Origin of the sequence: Desulfopila sp. IMCC35006 (genome assembly GCF_005116645.1) — a bacterium.
Lineage (GTDB): Bacteria > Desulfobacterota > Desulfobulbia > Desulfobulbales > Desulfocapsaceae > Desulforhopalus_A.
The window spans coordinates 190,275-209,866 of sequence record NZ_SWCM01000001.1 but is presented as its reverse complement, the minus strand read 5'-3'; the positions used below and the strand labels follow the sequence as shown (position 1 = coordinate 209,866).

General features: G+C 51.1%; 18 protein-coding genes. 12 read left to right on the top strand and 6 right to left on the bottom strand.

The window, feature by feature from the left end; genetic code table 11:
- Positions 1-102 precede the first annotated feature (102 nt).
- Positions 103-1,737: a hydroxylamine reductase gene (hcp, locus tag FCL47_RS00905; RefSeq protein WP_136811572.1), complete on the bottom strand. Its 1,635-nt coding sequence runs from the start codon at positions 1,735-1,737 to the stop codon at positions 103-105.
- Between the two features lie 170 nt (positions 1,738-1,907).
- Entirely contained in the window at positions 1,908-2,717 is an 810-nt protein-coding gene (locus tag FCL47_RS00900) for a class I SAM-dependent methyltransferase (RefSeq protein WP_167496311.1), read from the bottom strand.
- 173 nt (positions 2,718-2,890) lie between these two features.
- Here FCL47_RS00900 and yciH point away from each other — a divergent pair, with 173 nt between their 5' ends.
- Entirely contained in the window at positions 2,891-3,223 is a 333-nt protein-coding gene (yciH, locus tag FCL47_RS00895) for a stress response translation initiation inhibitor YciH (protein WP_240744089.1), read from the top strand.
- Between the two features lie 39 nt (positions 3,224-3,262).
- The gene (locus tag FCL47_RS00890; protein WP_136811569.1) at positions 3,263-3,880 is read left to right on the top strand and encodes a hypothetical protein; all 618 of its coding nucleotides are present in this window, start codon (positions 3,263-3,265) and stop codon (positions 3,878-3,880) included.
- A gap of 102 nt (positions 3,881-3,982) precedes the next feature.
- Here the strand turns inward: FCL47_RS00890 and FCL47_RS00885 are convergent, their stop codons facing one another.
- Positions 3,983-4,180: a heavy-metal-associated domain-containing protein gene (locus tag FCL47_RS00885; RefSeq protein ID WP_136811568.1), complete on the bottom strand. Its 198-nt coding sequence runs from the start codon at positions 4,178-4,180 to the stop codon at positions 3,983-3,985.
- Positions 4,181-4,421: 241 nt separating this feature from the next.
- Between FCL47_RS00885 and FCL47_RS00880 the strand changes: the two genes are divergently transcribed.
- The 5 genes from FCL47_RS00880 to FCL47_RS00860 all read left to right on the top strand — a co-directional run bounded on the left by FCL47_RS00880 (position 4,422) and on the right by FCL47_RS00860 (position 11,319).
- Positions 4,422-4,820, top strand: coding sequence for a hypothetical protein (locus FCL47_RS00880; RefSeq protein WP_136811567.1), 399 nt, complete (start codon positions 4,422-4,424; stop codon positions 4,818-4,820).
- A 192-nt stretch (positions 4,821-5,012) separates the two neighbouring features.
- The gene (locus FCL47_RS00875; protein ID WP_136811566.1) at positions 5,013-6,287 is read left to right on the top strand and encodes a TolC family protein; all 1,275 of its coding nucleotides are present in this window, start codon (positions 5,013-5,015) and stop codon (positions 6,285-6,287) included.
- On the top strand, positions 6,284-7,636 hold the full coding sequence (locus tag FCL47_RS00870; RefSeq protein ID WP_136811565.1) for an efflux RND transporter periplasmic adaptor subunit: 1,353 nt from the start codon (positions 6,284-6,286) through the stop codon (positions 7,634-7,636). Before FCL47_RS00875 ends, FCL47_RS00870 begins: the two co-directional genes overlap by 4 nt.
- Positions 7,637-7,666: 30 nt before the next feature.
- Entirely contained in the window at positions 7,667-10,789 is a 3,123-nt protein-coding gene (locus FCL47_RS00865; RefSeq protein WP_136811564.1) for an efflux RND transporter permease subunit, read from the top strand.
- A 14-nt stretch (positions 10,790-10,803) separates the two neighbouring features.
- Complete coding sequence (locus FCL47_RS00860) at positions 10,804-11,319, top strand: hypothetical protein (protein WP_136811563.1); 516 nt, start codon at positions 10,804-10,806, stop codon at positions 11,317-11,319.
- A gap of 109 nt (positions 11,320-11,428) precedes the next feature.
- Here the strand turns inward: FCL47_RS00860 and FCL47_RS00855 are convergent, their stop codons facing one another.
- Together FCL47_RS00855 and FCL47_RS24505 are read right to left on the bottom strand one after the other, a co-directional pair.
- A complete protein-coding gene (locus tag FCL47_RS00855; protein WP_136811562.1) occupies positions 11,429-11,821 on the bottom strand; it encodes a hypothetical protein in 393 nt (130 codons plus the stop codon).
- 339 nt (positions 11,822-12,160) lie between these two features.
- Complete coding sequence (locus FCL47_RS24505) at positions 12,161-12,421, bottom strand: hypothetical protein (protein WP_167496302.1); 261 nt, start codon at positions 12,419-12,421, stop codon at positions 12,161-12,163.
- Between FCL47_RS24505 and FCL47_RS00850 the strand changes: the two genes are divergently transcribed.
- A complete protein-coding gene (locus FCL47_RS00850) occupies positions 12,363-14,888 on the top strand; it encodes a cache domain-containing protein (RefSeq protein ID WP_167496310.1) in 2,526 nt (841 codons plus the stop codon). The genes FCL47_RS24505 and FCL47_RS00850 overlap by 59 nt on opposite strands.
- A 188-nt stretch (positions 14,889-15,076) precedes the next feature.
- Complete coding sequence (locus FCL47_RS00845) at positions 15,077-17,359, top strand: cation-translocating P-type ATPase (RefSeq protein WP_136811560.1); 2,283 nt, start codon at positions 15,077-15,079, stop codon at positions 17,357-17,359.
- Between the two features lie 40 nt (positions 17,360-17,399).
- On the opposite strand, the gene FCL47_RS24285 is transcribed toward FCL47_RS00845, so the two are convergent.
- Positions 17,400-17,543 carry a hypothetical protein gene (locus FCL47_RS24285; RefSeq protein WP_153306343.1) on the bottom strand — a complete coding sequence of 48 codons (144 nt, stop codon included), beginning with the start codon at positions 17,541-17,543 and terminating at the stop codon, positions 17,400-17,402.
- A 210-nt stretch (positions 17,544-17,753) separates the two neighbouring features.
- Here FCL47_RS24285 and FCL47_RS00840 point away from each other — a divergent pair, with 210 nt between their 5' ends.
- The 3 genes from FCL47_RS00840 to FCL47_RS00830 all read left to right on the top strand — a co-directional run bounded on the left by FCL47_RS00840 (position 17,754) and on the right by FCL47_RS00830 (position 19,577).
- The gene (locus FCL47_RS00840; RefSeq protein ID WP_136811559.1) at positions 17,754-18,551 is read left to right on the top strand and encodes a 4Fe-4S dicluster domain-containing protein; all 798 of its coding nucleotides are present in this window, start codon (positions 17,754-17,756) and stop codon (positions 18,549-18,551) included.
- 59 nt (positions 18,552-18,610) lie between these two features.
- Positions 18,611-18,985, top strand: coding sequence for a hypothetical protein (locus tag FCL47_RS00835; protein WP_136811558.1), 375 nt, complete (start codon positions 18,611-18,613; stop codon positions 18,983-18,985).
- 91 nt (positions 18,986-19,076) lie between these two features.
- Complete coding sequence (locus FCL47_RS00830; protein ID WP_136811557.1) at positions 19,077-19,577, top strand: flavin reductase family protein; 501 nt, start codon at positions 19,077-19,079, stop codon at positions 19,575-19,577.
- The last annotated feature ends 15 nt before the right edge of the window (positions 19,578-19,592 follow it).

The following is a 19,592-nucleotide window of genomic DNA, read 5'->3' as shown; positions in this document are numbered from 1 at the left end:
GGTCAAAGTGAAAATTGTACGGCAAGAGTAAGGCTGAAATAAAAAAGGCGCGGCATCGATTACGATACCGCGCCACGCCCTGAAAGCAGGAAGGATAATTAATTATCCGAGGATGGTCTTCAGGTCTTCCTCAGGTGTTGCCGCGATTGGCTTGCAGTCAAAGTTTTCTACCAGCACATTGAGAACGTTTGGCGAAATAAAGGCCGGCAGGGAGGGTCCGAGGCGGATATCTTTTATCCCTAAGCTGAAAAGGGTCAACAGAATAACTACTGCCTTTTGCTCATACCAGGATAGTATCATCGACAGCGGCAGGTCATTGACGCCGCATTCAAAAGCACCGGCGAGGGCCACCGCGATCTGGATTGCCGAATACGCGTCGTTGCATTGGCCGACATCGAGAAGGCGGGGGATGCCGCCGATATCGCCAAGCTTTTTGTCAAAGAACCGGAATTTACCGCAAGCAAGCGTTAAAATCATGCAGTCGTTGGGCACTTTTTCAACGAATTCGGTGTAATAGTTACGGCCTGGTTTGGCGCCGTCACAGCCGCCGACCAGGAAGAAATGACGAATCGCCTTACTCTTTACCGCCTCAATCACCTTGTCGGCGACACCGAGAACCGTATTGCGGCCAAATCCTACCAGGACGCTGCCTTTATCCGTGTCCGCAGAGAAGCCGGGAAGTGCCAGGGCACGGTTAATGACCGGGGTGAAGTCCTTGTCGCTGCCAATATGAACCAGCTCCGGCCAGCCGACCAGACCCGTGGTAAAGACGTTCGCTTTGTAGCTGTCCGCAGGTTTCTGGATGCAGTTGGTGGTGAACAGGATGGCACCCGGGAACTCGGGAAATTCTTTGGCCTGATTCTGCCAGGCGGTGCCGAAATGGCCATGGAAATGGGGGTATTTTTTCAGCTCCGGATAGCCATGACAGGGCAGCATTTCACCGTGGGTGTATATGTTTATACCTTTGCCCTCGGTTTGTTTCAGCAATAATTCGAGATCTCTCAGGTCATGGCCGGTGATTAAAATTGCTTTGCCGGCTTTGGCGCCAAGAGGTACTTCGGTCGGGGTTGGATGACCATAGGTCCCGGTATTCCCGGCATCAAGCAGTTCCATGGCTTTGAGGTTGACTTCACCGCATTTCATGGCCAGGCCGACCAGTTGTTCCAGGCCTTGTCCGCTCTTGGTGAATTCCGCCATGGTCTCATGAATATAGGTATAGATGGAATCATCTTCCTGGCCGAGAATGGCGGCATGGTCGGCGTAGGCGGCAAGTCCGCGCATACCGTAAACGGTGATCTGTTTCAGAGAACGCAGGTCTTCGTTTTCGTCAAGTTTATTGATGAAATCAAGATCCTGCCCCTGGGTAATAAGGCCGTCAAGGGTCGCAGCGGGGGCAAATGACGCGGCCGGGGCGGAGAAGTCGACACTGCCGCCGGCGGCGATGACCTTCACTTTGAGTGCGTCACGTAAGGCAACGGTTTTTTTGATCAACTCCTGGAAACGAACCGGGTCAAAATCGACATTGGTAAGGCAGGAGAAAATGGCCTCGAGGCTGAACCGGTCGACGGCATTGTCGATAAGACCGACTTTTCTTCCGGCTACGGCTACCAGAGATAAGCCCTGCACTGCATAGGTTAGAAGATCTTGAAGTGCTGCAACATCACCTGGTTTGCCACATACGCCGATCTTGGTACAACCGGTTCCCTTGGCAGTTTGCTCGCATTGATTACAAAACATGGTACCCTCCTGAGTCGAGTTTATGTATTCCTTATCTGAATACTTGTTAGATGGATTGGTCAATTAAGAAGGCGAGAGCTGCATTTCTCAATCGATGTTAGAATGAGGATACACGACATACACTGCCGTATCTTTGATTTAGGTCAAGAAGATAGTCTTTTTTTTTAATATTACAATGTGGCGACAGCAAGGAGGGTGGAAGACGTTGCCTTGTCATAACATCCGCCGGAATAGTCGCCAAAGATATCTACCCGTGCGAACCCGGCCTTGCTGAAAAGAGCGAGCCATCGATCGGCAGAGAACCCGGCGACAGTATAGATGCTGTGCCAATCCTCGTTCGCCTTGCCTGCCTGCATCGGCCGCACCCGGAATCGCTCTTCTATCTGCACCGATTGGGTCTGCGGAATATAGTGTTTCCATATCTCTTTGATAAGTTTCCCCCCTTCAGGGCGATCGAACAGCTGAAACTGGAAGGTCTTTTGCTGCCGGATAAATTCTTTGCTCGGAGCAAAAAGCTGGGCCAGAAGTTTGCCTCCGGGCTGCAGGAAATGTCTGCAGCGATCCAGACATTGCATAATCTGCGCTTCGGAACCAAGTAGATTGAGCGAATTGTAGGGAATCAGGATTGCGGCAAAATCAATCAGAAAAGCCAGTCGGGCCATATCCATGCAGATATAGCGGAGCTTGTCCGCACAGAAGTGGTTTGCCTGCATGGCCAGCTGCAGCATGGGCAGGGAGATATCTATGCCGACAACAAGACGATCAGGACAATTTTCTCCTGCCAGTCTGCGGGCGATGCGTCCGGTACCACACCCAAGCTCAAGGATAGCGCCCTGTTTTGGTAAACGAGGTTTGAAAAAGCTCATATCCGCAGTGTAGCCATCCATCTCAAGGGCGTAGAACGAACTGGCAAGTTGTTCAGGCAGAGGCTGAAAGACATCCTCGGGTTCATCATCGTAGTCCTGATATATTGTAACCATAGATCTCCAGGTTGCCGCTAGCTGTTTTCTCTCTATCCTGTTATTATTGGTCGGCCACGATAGCATATGGAGCTTGACCGGACAAGAAAGGAAGGGCAGGGACCGATTTACTTCGCGGCTACTATTTTCTGTTTTGATCAAATTGTCAATTCTTACTGAAGAAGGGGGGAGAATTGAAAAAGAACGAGCATCCAACAGTCTATTCCACCGACCACGGCAGGATCCGGCCAGCCGGCAGCAAGCCGCAAAAATCTGCCCCTGCAGGAGATGGCATCGTCAGAATTGGCAGGGAGACCAAGGGGCGGAAAGGAAAAGGGGTGACGATAATTTCCGGAGTGCCCCTCGATGCAACCGGGCTTCAAGCCCTGGCCCAGGATCTGAAACGGAAGTGTGGCTCCGGAGGTACGGTGAAAGAGGGCCGCATTGAAATTCAAGGGGATCACCGGGAGATGCTCTGTCTAGAGTTGCCAAAACGGGGCTGGCAGGTAAAGCGCTCAGGGGGATGAATGTGGTGTGAACAGAAGATCTCAACGTGGTGAATCGTCATGACCGTATCGAATATAAAAGTTTCATCTCTTTTCTTGCTGAAAACCTGGCTGTGCGCCATTTTTTTTGGATTTGTTGCCGGCCAGATAAATCCGGCTTGGGCAGCCGAGCCTTCCGCAGCACCGACCATGGATATAACTTTTCAGGAGCAGTTGATCTCTGCCGAACTGGTTGATGTTCCACTTATCGATGTGCTGCAGCGCATTCAACAGGAGTTCGGCTTCAAAGCGCATTTTCATGGGGACCTGACGGAGCCGATCACCATGACATTTACCGATATGCCATTGCTGAAATGCCTGAAAAACCTGACGATCAATCAATCCTTGTCGGTTGCTACCCGACCGGCCAATGCGGAGGCGGGAAGCGAGGCGGCAAAACAGATTGCCGAAATATGGGTTCTCAGCCGAAGCAAGACAGCACAGCCTGTGAACATGTATCCTGCATCGCCGGAAACGCAGGATCATCCTCAGCCGGAATTGCAGGCACCTGGTCCTTCTGAAGTGCCGGTCAATGCCGGTGAGGAATCTGCCGGGCAGGAAATAAATGCACCGCAGGAGAATGGTCCTGCCGATCAGCCTGTGAATGATGGGAATAGTGAAGAAGGCACGAGTCAGTAAACAATAGAACAACTTGCATCGACCATTGATCCTGCGTTTATTCTGGCGATGGCGGAATTGTCATAGAATGTGGATAAAAAAATATTTGAACCTATCCGGACTTTATTCGCCCGGCTCAAAACCGATTTTGCTGATGGCCGCTCTGATCTGTTCCCTGGGGACATTGTTGTTGGTGTAGGTGGCTTCTCCCTTGTCAAGATTTACGCTGACCTGTGAGAGGCCGGGGACCGCTTCAAGGGCTTTTTTTACTGAGCCAACGCAATGCTGGCAGCTCATTCCTTTAATCTTAATGTTTTCCATTTTATTCTCCAAAGGTTACCTGTTCTGTATGCCGCCGCTCTGTGACTGAGCAGTGCATGGTAATCATTTGTGCTGAAATTACCAGTGCTGAATGTCGAGTGTCGTGCACGATGCAGGCACCGGCGCCGTGGGTCCCTATATCTTGTGCTGCATGATAATCTCGGCTGGTAAAAGTCACTCCGTCCTATTGCCACAATGTCGTATTTGAATTACTATGTGCAATATGTCAAGAGGAGAGCCGATGCGAAAAGTGCTGTATTTTATTATTGTCCTGTTGTTGGTATTTCCCTTAGTCGGACTGAGCTCTGCAAGCAGGCTGTCGAACTGTTGCCATAAAGAGATGCCGATGGCCGACTGTATGTGTACGCAACATACAGCAGGAATGCGTACTGCTTCAGGCGATGATCTGTCTTCCGGACAGGGTTGCTGTCTGCTCAACAGCTGCAGGGGGGCGATTGCCGCAAAAGATACTGCCCTTGTTTCAACTTCATTATCTCTGGAATTTAGCGGGATGATCGAGGAAGCTTCCTTTTCGCCAATTATGCAGCCGATAAAACCGGAATTACGGCGCACCGGATTATTGCTGGCTCATCTCCCCTCCGCACCTCTCTACACCCTCCATTGTACCTTCCTCATTTAATGTTTTTATCATATATTTTCAGATGTATCTGACAAAGTAATTACAACGAAAAAACAGGATGTTGCGACAAGGTATTGACAACAGTTGTTTCGATACCATTCTGTAGTTTTACCCTGTTTTATCGTGAAATTATGATACGGCACCTATGTCTCAACAGGTGTGTCGCCCAGGCTTTTAGAAAAAGGAGGGTGTATGATTGCAATTGTCAGGCAGTTGCTGGTCGTGGTGTGTATGGTCATCGTTTCGGCTGTTATTGTCGAGGCTGCCGCACCGGCACCGGACCTCGCCATGCTTGTGGAAGAGGCATACCAGAACAATCAGGAACTTCTCAGTATGACGGAAAATGCGCAGGCATTGCGGGCTGAAGCCCCTTTTGCCGGGTCGCTGCAGGACCCTGTGGTTGGAGTGAGCGTTGCCAATCTCCCGGTTGACAGTTTTGCCTTTGACCAGGAGCCAATGACCCAGAAACAGCTGTTTGCCTCCCAGAAATTTCCCTGGTTCGGCACCCTTGATCTTCGGCAGCAGGTCAGTCAGCTCAAGGCTATGGAGGCGGAATACCAGGTCCGGAGCAGGAAACTGGAGATAGCGAAAGAACTGGCTGGAGCCTGGTATGACCTTGGCTATACCATAAAGAGCCTGGAAATTAATGAAAAACTTAAGGCCCTGGTTACCCAGATGCTTCGAGTGGCGGAAACAAGGTACGCCACCGGTGAAGGCTTGCAGCAGGATATTCTGGCCGGCCAGGTGCAGCATTCTGAGCTTCTCGATGAAGGGGTAAATCTGGCGAGTCGTGAGCAGGTTATCCGCACGCAGATCGGCAGTCTGCTCAATCGAGGTCAGTTTTTCGACCACATCGGGCCCCTGGCCCTGGATGAACCTGGTAAAATTCCAGATCGAGGCCTGCTGAACCGAGCCGCCCTCCAGAGTAATCCACTGGTTCAGCAGAAAAAGGTGGCAAGAGACCGGGCTAAAGTTGAGGTACAGCTGGCCGAAAAAGCCTATCTTCCTGACTTTAATGTGCAGCTCAGCTATGGCCAGCGTGAAGATCGACCCGATTTTCTCTCGGCCTCAGTGGCCATGACGGTGCCGCTCTGGCAGTCAACCAGTCAGGACAGCAAACTCGCCGCGGCCAAAAAGCGTTTTGCCGCGGCACAAAAATCACTGTTGGGGCTCAGCCAGACTCTGCCGCAAAGTATTGACAGAGTGCTGGCTGAGATTGCCGGAGCAAGAGAAAATTACTCCCTGTTTAATGAAGCCCTGTCTGTACAGGCAGCGCAGCTCGCCGATGCCTCTCTGGCGGCATACTCGGTTGGCAAAGTTGAGTTTAATACCATGCTCGCTGCCCGTATCCGACTGATGCGCTTTCAGTTGAAGGCAGAAAATTACAAATCTCAGATCTATAAGAAACAGGCAGAACTGGAAGAGATTGTCGGCACCAGGCTGTCGTCTCTGGAGGGCGTGCAATGAAACCGATAGTCCAGACACTGATTGCCGTATGGTTTATCTTTGGCGCAGCTCTGCCGCCGACCCTGGCTGGATTGAAGGCCGGTGACGTCGATCCCAAGAACGGCAAAGTCATAAAATACTGGGTTGCACCGATGGATCCGACCTATATCCGCAAGGAGCCCGGAAAATCCCCCATGGGGATGGATCTCGTCCCTGTTTATCAGGAAAAAGACGGTGAGAAACTTCCTGAATCGACCATCAAAATCGATCCGGTGACCGAGCAGGATATGGGCGTGCGGACGGCGACGGTCAAGCGAATGGCATTGACAAAGTCGATCCGTGCTCTGGGTACGGTGACCTATGATGAAACCAGGATATATGCCGTCAACCTGAAATTTGATGGCTGGATCGAAAAACTGTATGTCAATTTTGTCGGCGAAAGTGTGACCCGGGGGCAGCCTCTTTTCGATATTTACAGCCCCGAGCTCTATACCACCCAGCAGGAATATCTGCTGGCCGAATCCCAGGCCGCAAGTCTTGCGGCCAGCACGTATCCGAGTGTGCGGGAAAATGCCGACAGACTGCTGCAGGCGGCCCGGCAGCGCTTGGAGTACTGGGATCTTGAGGAGAAGCAGATCAGGCAGTTGAAAAAGAAAGGCACGGTGAAAAAAAATATTACCGTCTATTCGCCGGCCACCGGGGTGGTCATTCAAAAGGACGCTCTTGCCGGTCATTTCGTCAAGGCCGGCATGCATCAATATGAGATCGCCGATCTCTCCAGGGTCTGGGTGGATGTCGAGGTCTATGAATACGAGCTGCCGTTTGTCAAAAAAGAGATGCCGGCGGGGATGGAATTGTCTTATCTGCCCGGCAAACACTTTGCAGGAACCGTTCTTTTTATCTATCCCTATCTTAATCCACAGACCCGTACGGTAAAGCTCCGGCTGGCCTTCAATAACCCGGAAGGACTGCTGAAACCCGAAATGTATGCCAATGTTTATCTTCAATCTCTGATCGATCCGGCGGCTCTGGTGATCCCCCAGGAAGCGGTCATCGATTCCGGGCTGCGCAAGGTGGTGTTCGTCGCTTTGGGCGATGGGAAATATGCACCGCGCAAGGTCACGCTGGGGGTGGAAGGGGAGCACAATACGTTTCAGGTTCTGGATGGGTTGAAAGAGGGCGACACCATTGTCACCTCGGCCCAGTTTCTGTTTGATTCCGAGTCCCGATTGCGTGAGGCTATCCAGAAGATGCTGGAGCCTCGAAGTGACAAGCCGCTCGTGCAACCATCGGCCGGTGATCTTGATATGAGCAAGATGAAGATGGACGACAGTGATCTCGACATGAGTAATCTGAAGATGGATAAATGATGCCACGACGCCTGACAGGAGATACTCTCGATGATTAAGGCAATAATTGAATATTCCATCCGCAACAAATTTCTGGTGCTGATGTTGACTATCTTTGTGGTAGCCGCAGGCATCCTGGCGATGCTGAAAACTCCGCTCGATGCGATTCCGGATCTTTCCGATGTGCAGGTCATTATCTTTACCGAATTTCCCGGCCAGGCACCCCAGGTCGTCGAGGATCAGGTTACCTACCCCCTGACCACCGCCATGCTGGCGGTGCCTTTTGCCAAGGTGGTGCGGGGCTATTCCTTTTTCGGCATGAGTTTTACCTATGTCATCTTTGAGGACGGCACCGATATGTACTGGGCCAGAAGCCGGGTACTGGAAGCGCTGAACTCCATTAGCGGCAGGCTGCCTAAGGGTGTTTCTCCGACGCTTGGACCGGATGCCACCGGAGTGGGCTGGGTCTTTCAGTACCTGGTGGAAAGCGATCGCCACGATCTCCAGCAGCTGCGCTCGATCCAGGACTGGTTTCTGCGCTATGAACTGACCAGTGTACCGGGGGTCTCCGAGGTGGCGTCCATAGGCGGCTTTGTCAAGCAGTACCAGGTGATGGTCGATCCCAATAAACTGTTGGCCTATAATATTCCCCTGCAGAAAGTGCGCCTGGCCATCCAGCGTTCCAATAACGATGTGGGCGGACGGCTGGTGGAGATGGGCGAAACCGAATTTATGGTGCGCGGCCTGGGCTATATCCATTCCATTGCAGACCTGGAGAATATCCCGCTCAGCTCCGATAAGGGGACACCGGTGTTGCTGAGAAATGTAGCGAGGATCACCATTGGCCCCGAGCTGCGGCGCGGGTTGATTGATTTTAACGGGACCGGGGAAGCAGTCGGCGGTATTGTTGTGATGCGCTATGGCGAAAATGCCCTGGCGGTCATCAACAAAGTCAAAAAACGGCTGTCGGAGATTAAATCAGGGTTGCCGGAAGGTGTTTCCATTCGGCCGGTCTATGATCGGTCCGGGCTTATCCTCCGGGCGATTGACAATCTGAAACGAACCCTGCTGGAAGAAAGTCTGATTGTCGCCCTGGTGTGCGTCGTCTTTCTTTTTCATCTGCGCAGCGCCCTGGTCGGCATTATCACCCTGCCAATCGGGGTGCTGGTCGCCTTTGTGATCATGGAACGGCAGGGAATCAATGCCAATATCATGAGCCTGGGCGGAATTGCCATTGCCATCGGCGCCATGGTCGATGCCGCTATCGTCATGGTGGAAAATGTCCATAAACATCTGGAACAGGATAAGGGCAAAAAAGATCACTGGGAGATCATCCGGGAGGCTTCGGTGGAGGTCGGGCCTTCGCTTTTTTTCTCGCTGCTGATCATCGCCGTCTCTTTTTTGCCGGTTTTTACCCTGGGAGCCCAGGAAGGCAGAATGTTTCGTCCGCTGGCCTATACCAAGACATATTCCATGATGGGCGCAGCATTCCTGGCTATCACCCTTGTACCGGTGCTGATGGGGTATATGATCCGCGGTAAAATAATGCCGGAACATAAAAACCCGGTGAACCGATTTCTCATCTGGATCTATCACCCGATTATCAAACTGGTCTTGAAAGTAAAATTTCTGGTGGTGGCCTTGGCCGTTGTGGCCCTGGCTCTGGCCTGGATCCCCTATAAAAGGATGGGCTCTGAATTTATGCCGCCGCTGAACGAGGGCGACCTGCTGTACATGCCGACGACCCTGCCGGGCATCTCCATCACCAAGGCCAAAGAATTGCTGCAGCAGACGGACAGGATCATCAAGTCCTTTCCGGAGGTGGAAAATGTGACAGGGAAGGCGGGACGGGCTGAGACGGCAACCGACCCGGCGCCACTTTCCATGCTGGAGACAATCATTACCTTGAAGCCGAAGTCCGAGTGGCGAGAAGGTTTGACCATCCAGTCGCTGGTTGATGAAATGGATAAAGCCATTCATTTTCCCGGACTGACCAACGCCTGGACCATGCCTATCAAGACCAGGATAGATATGCTCTCCACGGGGATCAAAACGCCGGTGGGTTTGAAATTGATGGGCGATGACCTGCAGACCCTCTCCGAGATCGGTGAGAAGGTCGAGGCGGTAATAAGAGAAGTCCCCGGTACCACCAGTGTCTATGCCGAGCGGGTCACCGGCGGCAATTTCTTCGATTATAAAATCAACCGGGAGGAGGCGGCACGGTACGGCCTGACGGTCGGTGACGTGCAGGATGTGATCACGACCGCTATCGGCGGTTTGAATATTACTTCGACGGTGGAGGGTCTGGCCCGGTATCCGGTCAACCTGCGCTACGGGTCCGAGCTGCGCGATACCCCGGAGAAACTGAGGCGCATCCTTATCCCAACTCCGAGCGGAGCACAGATTCCCATTACCCAGGTGGCGGATATTGTCATCCATAAGGGTGCACCGTCGATTAAAAGCGAAAACGCCCGAAAGAATGCCTGGGTTTATGTGGATATAACCGGGGGCGATGTGGGCGGGTATGTCAAGAGGGCCCAGCAGGCGGTGGCGGAAAAAATCAGTCTTCCACCGGGATACAGTATTGTCTGGTCCGGTCAGTATGAGTATATGATTCGGGCGCAGCAGAAACTGAAGGTCGTGGTACCGGCGACCCTGATTATCATCTTTCTGCTGCTGTATCTCAATTTTAACAATATTACCGAAAGCCTCATCGTTATGCTGTCCGTGCCTTTTGCCCTGACCGGAGGGCTGTGGCTGATGGATTTCATGGGCTACAATATGAGCGTCGCGGTCGCCGTCGGCTTTATTGCTCTCGCCGGGGTGGCGGCGGAGACCGGGGTGGTGATGCTCATCTATCTCGATATTTCGTACCGGAAATACCGGGAGGAATACGGTGCTTCCTTTTGCAGAGAGCATCTCAACATGGCCATTGAGCACGGTGCCGCACTGCGGGTACGACCGAAGATGATGACTGTTGTCGCGATCATAGCCGGTCTTGCACCGATCATGTGGAGCAGTGGTACCGGGTCCGAGGTGATGAAGCGAATCGCTACCCCGATGGTTGGTGGTATGGTCAGTGCTACAGTATTGACCCTTGTCGTGGTTCCGGCTATTTACGGGCTCTGGAAGGGCGTCGGCTTGCCCGAAAAGCCACCGGAGTCAAAAAAATGAAAAAGGTGAAAGTTATGAAAAAAACAGTAATGATGTTGGTTTTTTGTGGTGTCTTTGTGGTCGGCAGTGCCATGGCGATGGACAACAAGAGCTCTGACCATGCCCAGCATGAAACCCAGGCAACGATGGACCGGCCCAAAATGGGGGGCATGGATCATAGCCAGATGGATCATGGTTCAAGTCAGGAAGGAGGAACCTTCAAACATGCGGTAATGGTCGACGGCATCCATGCCGAATTCCAGATCATGGAACTGGCCAGCATGAATATGTCTGATCCGGAAGGACGTACCCATCATGTGATGGTTTCATTTATGAAAGACGGGCAGCCGGTTGCTCAGGTTGTTGGTAAAGTAAAGCTTATAGCGCCGTCTGGCAAAGAGCAGATCGGTGACCTGAAGGATTTTGGCAGCGGGGTGTTTGCTGCCAATTTTACCATAGATGAACATGGGCAATGGGGAGTGATCTGTCTTTTTAAAGATATGGGCGGAAAGCACACCGTCAAATTCTGGTACAAGCATGGTGCAATGTAAAGTCCAGGCTATCTGCTCTGAGCCTCATCTATGAGAGGAATCCCTTGTGGCTGTTACGGCAGCTTTCTCTTCCTGCTTCTTTTTGTCGTATCTTTGCAGGAAGAGAAATTTAAAGAAATTTATTTAATATAAAATCAATTATATACCAGCTTACTCCCAGTATCGCCAGCAGCAGCAGTGACTTCCACAGACTGTTACGCGCCCGGATAAGATAAACGGTGGTTACTTCGCCGTCATGATGTTGATCGACATTGATATGGTCGACACTGAAATAATCCTTCTTGCCGTTATCTGCTTCAATCTCAACCACGTCTCCGAGATGAATTTCCTCTGATTCCAGGTGTACCCTTTCACCGGGGACTTCCGTATCAGTGGCCATGAGCACGTAGCGATAGGTGCTGAGCGCAGTGTCTTCAAAGACGTCCTGCATCACTCTATCCGGTGTGGCCTCGTTGTCGCCCGGACTACCTGTATTCTGTTTATCTGAAGAAGGGGTGTTCATGTCTGGTCTTTTATTCGATTATTGATTGTGTCAAGCAAAAGTGTCACCTGAAATCTAGCGTCGAGGCGCCGCCGAAAGAGCACGGTGCGCATGCAACGGAAGAGGTCCGCAGTCATTTCTTCCGTTGTCAGGTATGATAGCTGATTTGTTGCGGTGGTGCAGCCATTTTATTGCTCCACTTGTATCTGCAAAGGATATTCATAGATGAAATTGATTGTGCCCCTGGTAGGCATCTATTTAATTGTGCACTGTAATTATATGTCCTGATTTATATCGATTGCATTGAAGGAAGGAGTTAGATGCTATACTGTGCACATAATTCAACCTGTTTATATATTCTCACTCCTGTTTAGCGATACTGCTTAAACCTTGCTCACCACATATGTCCACATCAAAGCGCTGCATTTTTCCCCAACCTTCCTCGCTCAAAGTCAAATTATTACTATGGGTTATGCCTATAGTAGTGACGGGGTTTCTCTCTCTTAATTTAGGGGCGTATTGGTATATTGAAAATGTTATTGAAGATGCATTATCGAAAAGTATGCTGGCTTCCGTTGGTAAAAGTGCTGAAAGCATAAACAGGTGGCTCGCAACAATCATGATTGAGCCTGAAACAATTGCTGCCACTCCTGCGGCGCAAGGGGTTAATCGGGATTTCAGTTTGCTTGACAGCCAGAATATTAACCGGCATAAAATCCTTCATGCCAAACATCCCGATATTTTCCAGGATATTTATGCGGCAAATCGTCATGGCGAATACCACACTATTCAGCCAAAAGGCGATGGTTTTGAAATCTTTATCGGTGATATCCGCAACAGACCATATTTCCAATCTATTATGGCCGGAGGACCCACCCAGATAACGCCTCCGTTGATATCTCGAACGACCGGTATACCGACTATATTTATGGTATCTCCTATTGTTGATGAACAGGGACAGCCGCAAGGCTTGATTGGCGCCGGCATTTCTCTGCAGTATATTCAAAAGATAGCCGAAGAACTGCGCGCCGGCCAAACCGGCTATGGCTTTGTCCTGGCGAAGGATGGCACCTTTATCTTTCATCCTGAGGCACATTTTATCATGCAGTCCAATATTATGAAGCTCGAAAACAGCTCGATGAAGGCACTTGGTGCGAAGATGCTGTCAGGTTCTTCGGGCTTGTTTCGGTATTTCGATAAAGGGCAGATTATGTTGGCCTTTTTCCAGCCTGTTCCGATTGCCGGATGGTCCGTTGCCACCGTTTTGCCGGAAGCTGAATTGTATGCGCCTGCTATCAAAATGATCAAGCTGCTGGCTGGTCTTACCTGTTTGTTCATTGTTTTAGTGGGCACAGCAATTCTGCTCGCGGTCCAAAATCTCACCAGACCTCTACAGCTGCTGGCAACTCGAGCTGAGGATATATCTGCAGGAAACCTGGAAATGGAGGCGTTGGCGATACAATCTCATGATGAGTTGGGCACATTGTCCGATGCCTTTAATGCCATGACGGCGAACCTGCAGACCACCATGCGCGGGCTGAGGCAGAGTGAGGATAACTATAGGAGTATCTTCGAAAATTCTTTGCTGGGTATTGTGCAGACCTCCCTGGATGGTCGGGTGCTCAATGCCAATCCTGCTATCATGCAAATGCTGGGATATGACTCTTTTCAAGAGATGGCGGCAGCCCTGACAGACATCCATACGCAGCTCTATGTTGTTCCGGAAGATCGACAGCAAATTATTGCGCTTCTTCTTGAATATGGCAAGGTCCAGGGACGGGAGGTTCAGTTCTTTCGGCGCGATAAAACCATGATTTCGGTCGTTATGAATATGTCTCTCATTCGCAGCCCCACGGGCGAGCCAATTCGCATCGAATCCCTGGTCACCGATATCAGCGATCGGAAAAAGGCGGAGTACGAGCGCGAGGTGCTTCAGGAACAATTGATTCAGGCGCAAAAACTTGAGGCTGTTGGTCAGTTGGCGGGTGGGGTCGCGCACGATTTTAACAATATGCTCTCCGTAATAATCGGTAAGACGGAGCTGGCCCTGCTGAAGGTTCAACCGTCCGATCCATTCTATAAAACATTCGTTGATATAGGCAAGGCCGCCGAACATTCCGCGAATCTCACGCGACAATTGCTCACCTTTGCGCGGAAACAGACGGTCGCGCTTAAAGTGATCGATCTCAACGAAGTGCTGGGGGAGATGCTTACTATGCTGCGTCGCCTTATTGGCGAAGATATTGAGTTGATACAGATGCGAGCCAGCAACCTGTGGCCGATTCAAATTGATCCCGATCAGGTTTGTCAAATTCTGGCCAATCTGTGTGTCAACGCCCGTGACGCGATTGAAGGCATCGGCAAAATATGCATTGAAACGAAAAATGCCTCTTTTGATAAAGCCGCCTGTGCCATGATTCCTGATTGCCAACCCGGTGACTATGTCTGTCTCACAGTAAGTGATGATGGTTCCGGTATTGATCAGGAGACATTGGCCCATATTTTTGAACCGTTTTTTACGACCAAGAAAATTGATAAAGGAACCGGCCTGGGATTGTCTACTGTTTACGGTATTGTGCAGCAAAATAGAGGAGTTATTACCACGAAGAGCGAGGTCGGCCATGGTACATCCTTCAGCCTCTATTTTCCAAGATTCCGAGGTGATGCGCAACATTCGCCTGCGCAAAAAAAAGAGGAAGTTCTTGCCCGCGGCAGTGAAACAGTGCTGCTGGTAGAAGATGAGCTGAGCCTGCTGGAAATGGCCAGGGAAATGCTTGAAAAGCTTGGTTACACGGTATTGGCTGCCAATTCACCTGAGGACGCGGTCAGACTGGCGGAGCAACATGCGAAAAGCATTCAACTGCTGCTGACAGACGTTGTTATGCCGGTAATGAACGGGCGAGATCTCGCCGATCTTCTCAGGGCTGTTCAACCTGATCTGCAATGCCTGTTCATGTCGGGATATACGGACAACATCATCACACATCAGGATTTACAGGATAAGAGCTTGCATTTTCTGCAAAAACCTTTCTTGATTCAGGATCTGGCGCACAAAGTACGGGAAATATTAGATTTAGGGACAGGATGAAAAAAGTCTGGCCATGGCATCTCTCGAAGTGCCATTTTACTCAGAGTCAATACTTGGCTGTCTGATGCGGGACAGCAGCGTAATTTTATAATTTTTCAGTGGATATCCTTCGTCAAAGAATTACCTTTATTGTACAGCATAAATATTGAAGGAAATTCTTAAATTATCACAGCAAGAAGCTCTCGATCATGGCAATAGAAAATTTTGAAGCCAATATTAAAGGCATGCATTGTGCTGCATGTTCCGCACGCATTGAACGGGTGGTCGGAAACCTGGGAGGAGTTACGGAATGTTCGGTCAATTTAGCCACGGAAAAAGCGAAGATTGTCTATGATCCGGTGGCGATCACCAGCACCGCAATACAGGAAGCGATTGCCGGGCTTGGTTTTTCCGCCGAGATCGCCACCGCGGACGATGATGCAACCGGGGCCTCGCAAGAGGCAGATGAGCGCCTGCGGGCCATGCGGAACCGACTTATTCCTGCCTTTGTACTGGCCTTGCTTATCATGAGCCTGTCGATGGCCACCATGTTCGGTATTACCCTGCCAGAGGCGGTACATCCAAATCATTCTCCTTTTACCCATGCCGTTGTCCAGTTTTTGCTGCTATTGCCTGTTTTATATCTTGGCAGGAATTTTTATCTGAACGGTATCCCGGCTCTCCTGCGCGGCGGACCGAATATGGACTCTTTAATTGCCATCGGAACCGGGGCGGCGTTTGTCTATTCCACCTGGAATCTGGTGGAGATCGGCTTAGGATTCGATCCGACTGCCCGGGCCCATGACCTCTATTTTGAATCGGCAGCCATGCTGATTGCCCTGGTCTCCTTAGGTAAATATCTCGAGGCCCGCTCCAAGGCCCGAACAACTGATGCCATCAAACAGCTGCTGCAGCTCGCCCCGGAGACGGCTACTCTGCTCGAGGAAAACGGTCAGCGTCAGGTGGCGGTGACGGAAATAAGGGTTGATGACCGTCTTTTGATCCGGCCCGGGGAACGAATACCCGTGGATGGGACAATCGTCGACGGGGAATCGGCGGTGGATGAGTCAATGCTCACCGGTGAAAGCATGCCGGTCATGAAACGCAAAGACGACAAAATATTTGGTGGAACGCTCAATAAAAATGGCGCGTTAACCATGCAGGCGCAAAAAGTCGGACGGGATACCATGCTCGCCCGAATTGTCAAACTGGTGCAGGACGCCCAGGGAACCAAGGCCCCGATTGCCAATCTTGCTGATCGTATAAGTCTTTATTTTGTGCCGACGGTGATAGTGATAGCCGCACTTGCCGGGCTCAGCTGGTTTTTCCTTGGCGATGCCGATTTCAGTTTTTCCCTGCGTATTTTTATTGCCGTGCTGGTGATTGCCTGTCCCTGCGCCATGGGACTTGCTACCCCGACGTCCATAATGGTCGGCACCGGTCGCGGAGCTCAGCTGGGTGTGCTGGTCAAGAGTGGCGAAGTCTTGGAACTTGCCCAGAAGGTGAGCTGCGTGGTTTTTGACAAGACCGGGACACTCACCCTTGGCAGACCCGCGGTCACCGATATTATGGCGTTCGACGGGTATGATGCAACATTGCTGCTGCGTCTTGCCGCGGGAGCCGAGAGCCGTTCGGAGCATCCCCTTGCCGAGGCGATTATTGCCGAAGCCGGGAAGAAGGGCTGTGCCGTTCCGGAACCGGAATCGTTTTCGGCAAGCCCCGGCCGCGGCATTACGTCTTCCATGCAGCTGGATGGCAATCGTTATGATGTGCTGTTCGGTAATATTCAGTTTCTCAGGGAAAATGCAATCAAGGGGTTGGGCGACCAGATTGAAAGACAGACGGGTGAGCTGTCCGATCAGGGCAAGACGGTGTTGTTCCTGGCGGTTAACAAGACGCTCGCAGGGCTGCTGGCCATTGCCGACCCGTTGAAGGCCGAAGCAAAGAAAACTATCCGGGATCTTGGCAAAATGGGCATTAAGGTGGTGATGCTCACCGGGGATAACGAAAAAACGGCCCAGGCGGTGGCTGCTCAGGCCGGAATCAGCCGTGTTGTCGCCGGTGTCCTGCCGGATAACAAGGAAGAGGAAATCGTCAGATTACAAAAAAGCGGTGAAATCGTCGCCATGGTCGGGGATGGCATCAACGATGCGCCTGCCCTGGCCAGAGCCGATGTCGGCATCGCCATGGGAACGGGAATAGATGTGGCTGTGGAATCAGCGGATATTGTTCTGATGAACGGTCATCTGGCCGGGGTCGGTCGGGCCATCGGTCTCAGTCGGGCGACCATGCACAACATTCGCCAGAATCTGTTCTGGGCCTTTGCCTATAATGTTGTCGGCATTCCGGTGGCGGCGGGAGTGCTGGCCCTTTTCGGCGGACCAACACTCAACCCCATGATTGGTGGCGCAGCAATGGCTCTTAGCTCCGTTTCGGTGGTCAGCAATGCCCTGCGACTCAGGTGGTACCAGCCGGATGAGCAGGGGCCTTGAGATTGTTGGTGGTGCGATGTCTGAGTACTGTTTGCCGGAGTTAGAACTTTTTCTTTGTTCCGTAGGTTAAGTAATTGTATCCCAGTAACATTTTGAAAATATCGATCAGCCAATCGTACCAGGCGGGCTTTTTTTTCTTTTCAGTTGCTGGTTGTGCCGGTGCGGTACTATTTTCAAGTGGCATGATCCGTTCTCCTTGTTAAGTACGTATACCCCTCAAAGGGGCACTGAAAAGAGGCCAGAATTTCTTCCCGATTTTCGAGAGTAGAAATTGTTTTCTTCACGAACACTACCCAGTATAATTAGTATCCTTATATCACACAAGCGTTTATTTACGTGAATAAACCGGAGGTTGCAGCTCCCCTTTCGACATAACTCAACCAATAGGAATCGTATGAAAATTAAAAAGATCCGGCTCATCTCCTTTTCACCGACCAGAACCTCCAAAAGGGTTATCGACGCCATAGCTTCCGGTATTGGCGATATTCCGGCCGACACTGTTGATCTCACGTATCCTGACGCGGTTTCTACCCTGCAGATTGCCGCCGACGAGCTGGCGGTTATCGGGGTTCCGGTATATGCCGGTCGGGTCGCCCCCCTTGCCGCCACAAGACTAGCCGCTATAAAAGGAAACAGCAGTCCGGCGGTTATTGTGGTAATTTATGGGAACAGAGAGTTCGAAGATGCCCTGCTTGAGTTAAAAGATATCGCCGAGAACGCGGCTTTGATCCCCCTGGCTGCCGGCGCATTTATCGGGGAGCATTCGTATTCCGGACCGGCTACACCTGTTGGGGCAGGTCGACCGGATTCCGTCGATCTTGCGGCAGCCAATGCCTTTGGGGCAAAAATCCGCGAAAAAATTGCCGACATCAACGATGTGACAACCGGGCGAGGTGTACACGTTCCGGGCAACCGTCCCTATAAAGATGGGGTCGGAGCAATACCCTTTGCCCCCAAAGTTGTCGAGGCTCAATGCACCCAGTGTGGCATATGCCTTCCTGCCTGTCCTACAGGGGCAATTTCCCTCGATTCGCAGATAGCAATAGACCAGGATCTGTGCATTTTCTGCTGCGCCTGCATTAAAAACTGCCCGGAAGACGCTTTGACGATTGCCGCTGATCCTATCAAGCAGAAGAGACAGTGGCTCTATGAAAACTGTGCTGAGCGTAAGGAACCGAGAATATATCTATAACAGATGCCAAGATTTGTGGGTCGCGGCAAGACAACCATACCAAACTTGAGGTGAGACCATTGACAGCTACTATTCAAGCTTTAAAAAAAGTGACACTCTCAATTATAGATGAGGGTGCAGGAAGCAAGCCTGTGTCTTTCTCCTTTATTCACGGTATAGCCGGGAGTGGACTCTGTCCGTTTGAACAGGTTCTGCAGGATAAGGAAGAAGGTGCAAGGGTGAGCTGTACCGTAGCCGACTCCGAGGCGCATGATTTTTTCGGTCATCTCTTTTTACCGCTGCACCAGGCCCTTGGGCTACAGATCATCCCGAAAGCGCTCCACTTAAAGGTTGAAATTGCCTCCGTAATCGATGCCGATAACCGGGAAGTGGTGCAGTCAATCGCCAAAGCAAGCAGTGGCTGTGGAGGCTCCTGCGGGTGTGGCTGTTCATAAAGATCTGTTCGCACCTGTCGGGACGCCCTGTTTTTTAAGGAGCAAAATAACCATAAGGCATGTTGCAACTCTAATGAGAAGGTAAACGATTATGCAGGCAAGTAGGTATCTTAAACAAGCCGACAGTTTGATGGAACGGATCAAAACAGGGGCTTTTCTAACCGCTAAGGCTGCCAGCGCGGTCAACACCATGACAATCGGTTGGGCGACAATCGGATATATATGGCAAAAGCCTGTTTTTATGGTAGCCGTGAGAGATTCAAGGCATACCTTTGCTTTGCTGGAAAAAACAGACAATTTTACGGTCAGCATTCCTGCCGGCGATGAATACAACAAGGCCATTGCCTATTGCGGGACGAAGTCGGGCAGAGATTTTGATAAATTTAAACAATGTAATTTGCAGCAAAAAAAGGCGAAATGTGTCGAATCGCCCATCATTGATATTCCCGGCGTCCACTATGAATGCAAAATCATTTATAAATCGGCAATGGATAACGCTTTCCTCGACCCAGCCCTGGAAAAGCTCTATCCCAATAAAGATTATCACACGCTCTATTTCGGCGAAATAGTGGCCTGTTACGAAATCACCTGATGTCCCGAATCCGGT

Coding starts and splice junctions, on each gene's coding strand:
- hcp (WP_136811572.1), bottom strand. CDS start 1,737: ATGTTTTGTAATCAATGCGAGCAAACTGCCAAGGGAACCGGTTGTACC.
- FCL47_RS00900 (WP_167496311.1), bottom strand. CDS start 2,717: ATGGTTACAATATATCAGGACTACGATGATGAACCCGAGGATGTCTTT.
- FCL47_RS00890 (WP_136811569.1), top strand. CDS start 3,263: ATGACCGTATCGAATATAAAAGTTTCATCTCTTTTCTTGCTGAAAACC.
- FCL47_RS00885 (WP_136811568.1), bottom strand. CDS start 4,180: ATGGAAAACATTAAGATTAAAGGAATGAGCTGCCAGCATTGCGTTGGC.
- FCL47_RS00880 (WP_136811567.1), top strand. CDS start 4,422: ATGCGAAAAGTGCTGTATTTTATTATTGTCCTGTTGTTGGTATTTCCC.
- FCL47_RS00875 (WP_136811566.1), top strand. CDS start 5,013: ATGATTGCAATTGTCAGGCAGTTGCTGGTCGTGGTGTGTATGGTCATC.
- FCL47_RS00870 (WP_136811565.1), top strand. CDS start 6,284: ATGAAACCGATAGTCCAGACACTGATTGCCGTATGGTTTATCTTTGGC.
- FCL47_RS00865 (WP_136811564.1), top strand. CDS start 7,667: ATGATTAAGGCAATAATTGAATATTCCATCCGCAACAAATTTCTGGTG.
- FCL47_RS00860 (WP_136811563.1), top strand. CDS start 10,804: ATGAAAAAAACAGTAATGATGTTGGTTTTTTGTGGTGTCTTTGTGGTC.
- FCL47_RS00855 (WP_136811562.1), bottom strand. CDS start 11,821: ATGAACACCCCTTCTTCAGATAAACAGAATACAGGTAGTCCGGGCGAC.
- FCL47_RS00850 (WP_167496310.1), top strand. CDS start 12,363: ATGCTGGCTTCCGTTGGTAAAAGTGCTGAAAGCATAAACAGGTGGCTC.
- FCL47_RS24505 (WP_167496302.1), bottom strand. CDS start 12,421: ATGATTGTTGCGAGCCACCTGTTTATGCTTTCAGCACTTTTACCAACG.
- FCL47_RS00845 (WP_136811560.1), top strand. CDS start 15,077: ATGGCAATAGAAAATTTTGAAGCCAATATTAAAGGCATGCATTGTGCT.
- FCL47_RS24285 (WP_153306343.1), bottom strand. CDS start 17,543: ATGCCACTTGAAAATAGTACCGCACCGGCACAACCAGCAACTGAAAAG.
- FCL47_RS00840 (WP_136811559.1), top strand. CDS start 17,754: ATGAAAATTAAAAAGATCCGGCTCATCTCCTTTTCACCGACCAGAACC.
- FCL47_RS00830 (WP_136811557.1), top strand. CDS start 19,077: ATGCAGGCAAGTAGGTATCTTAAACAAGCCGACAGTTTGATGGAACGG.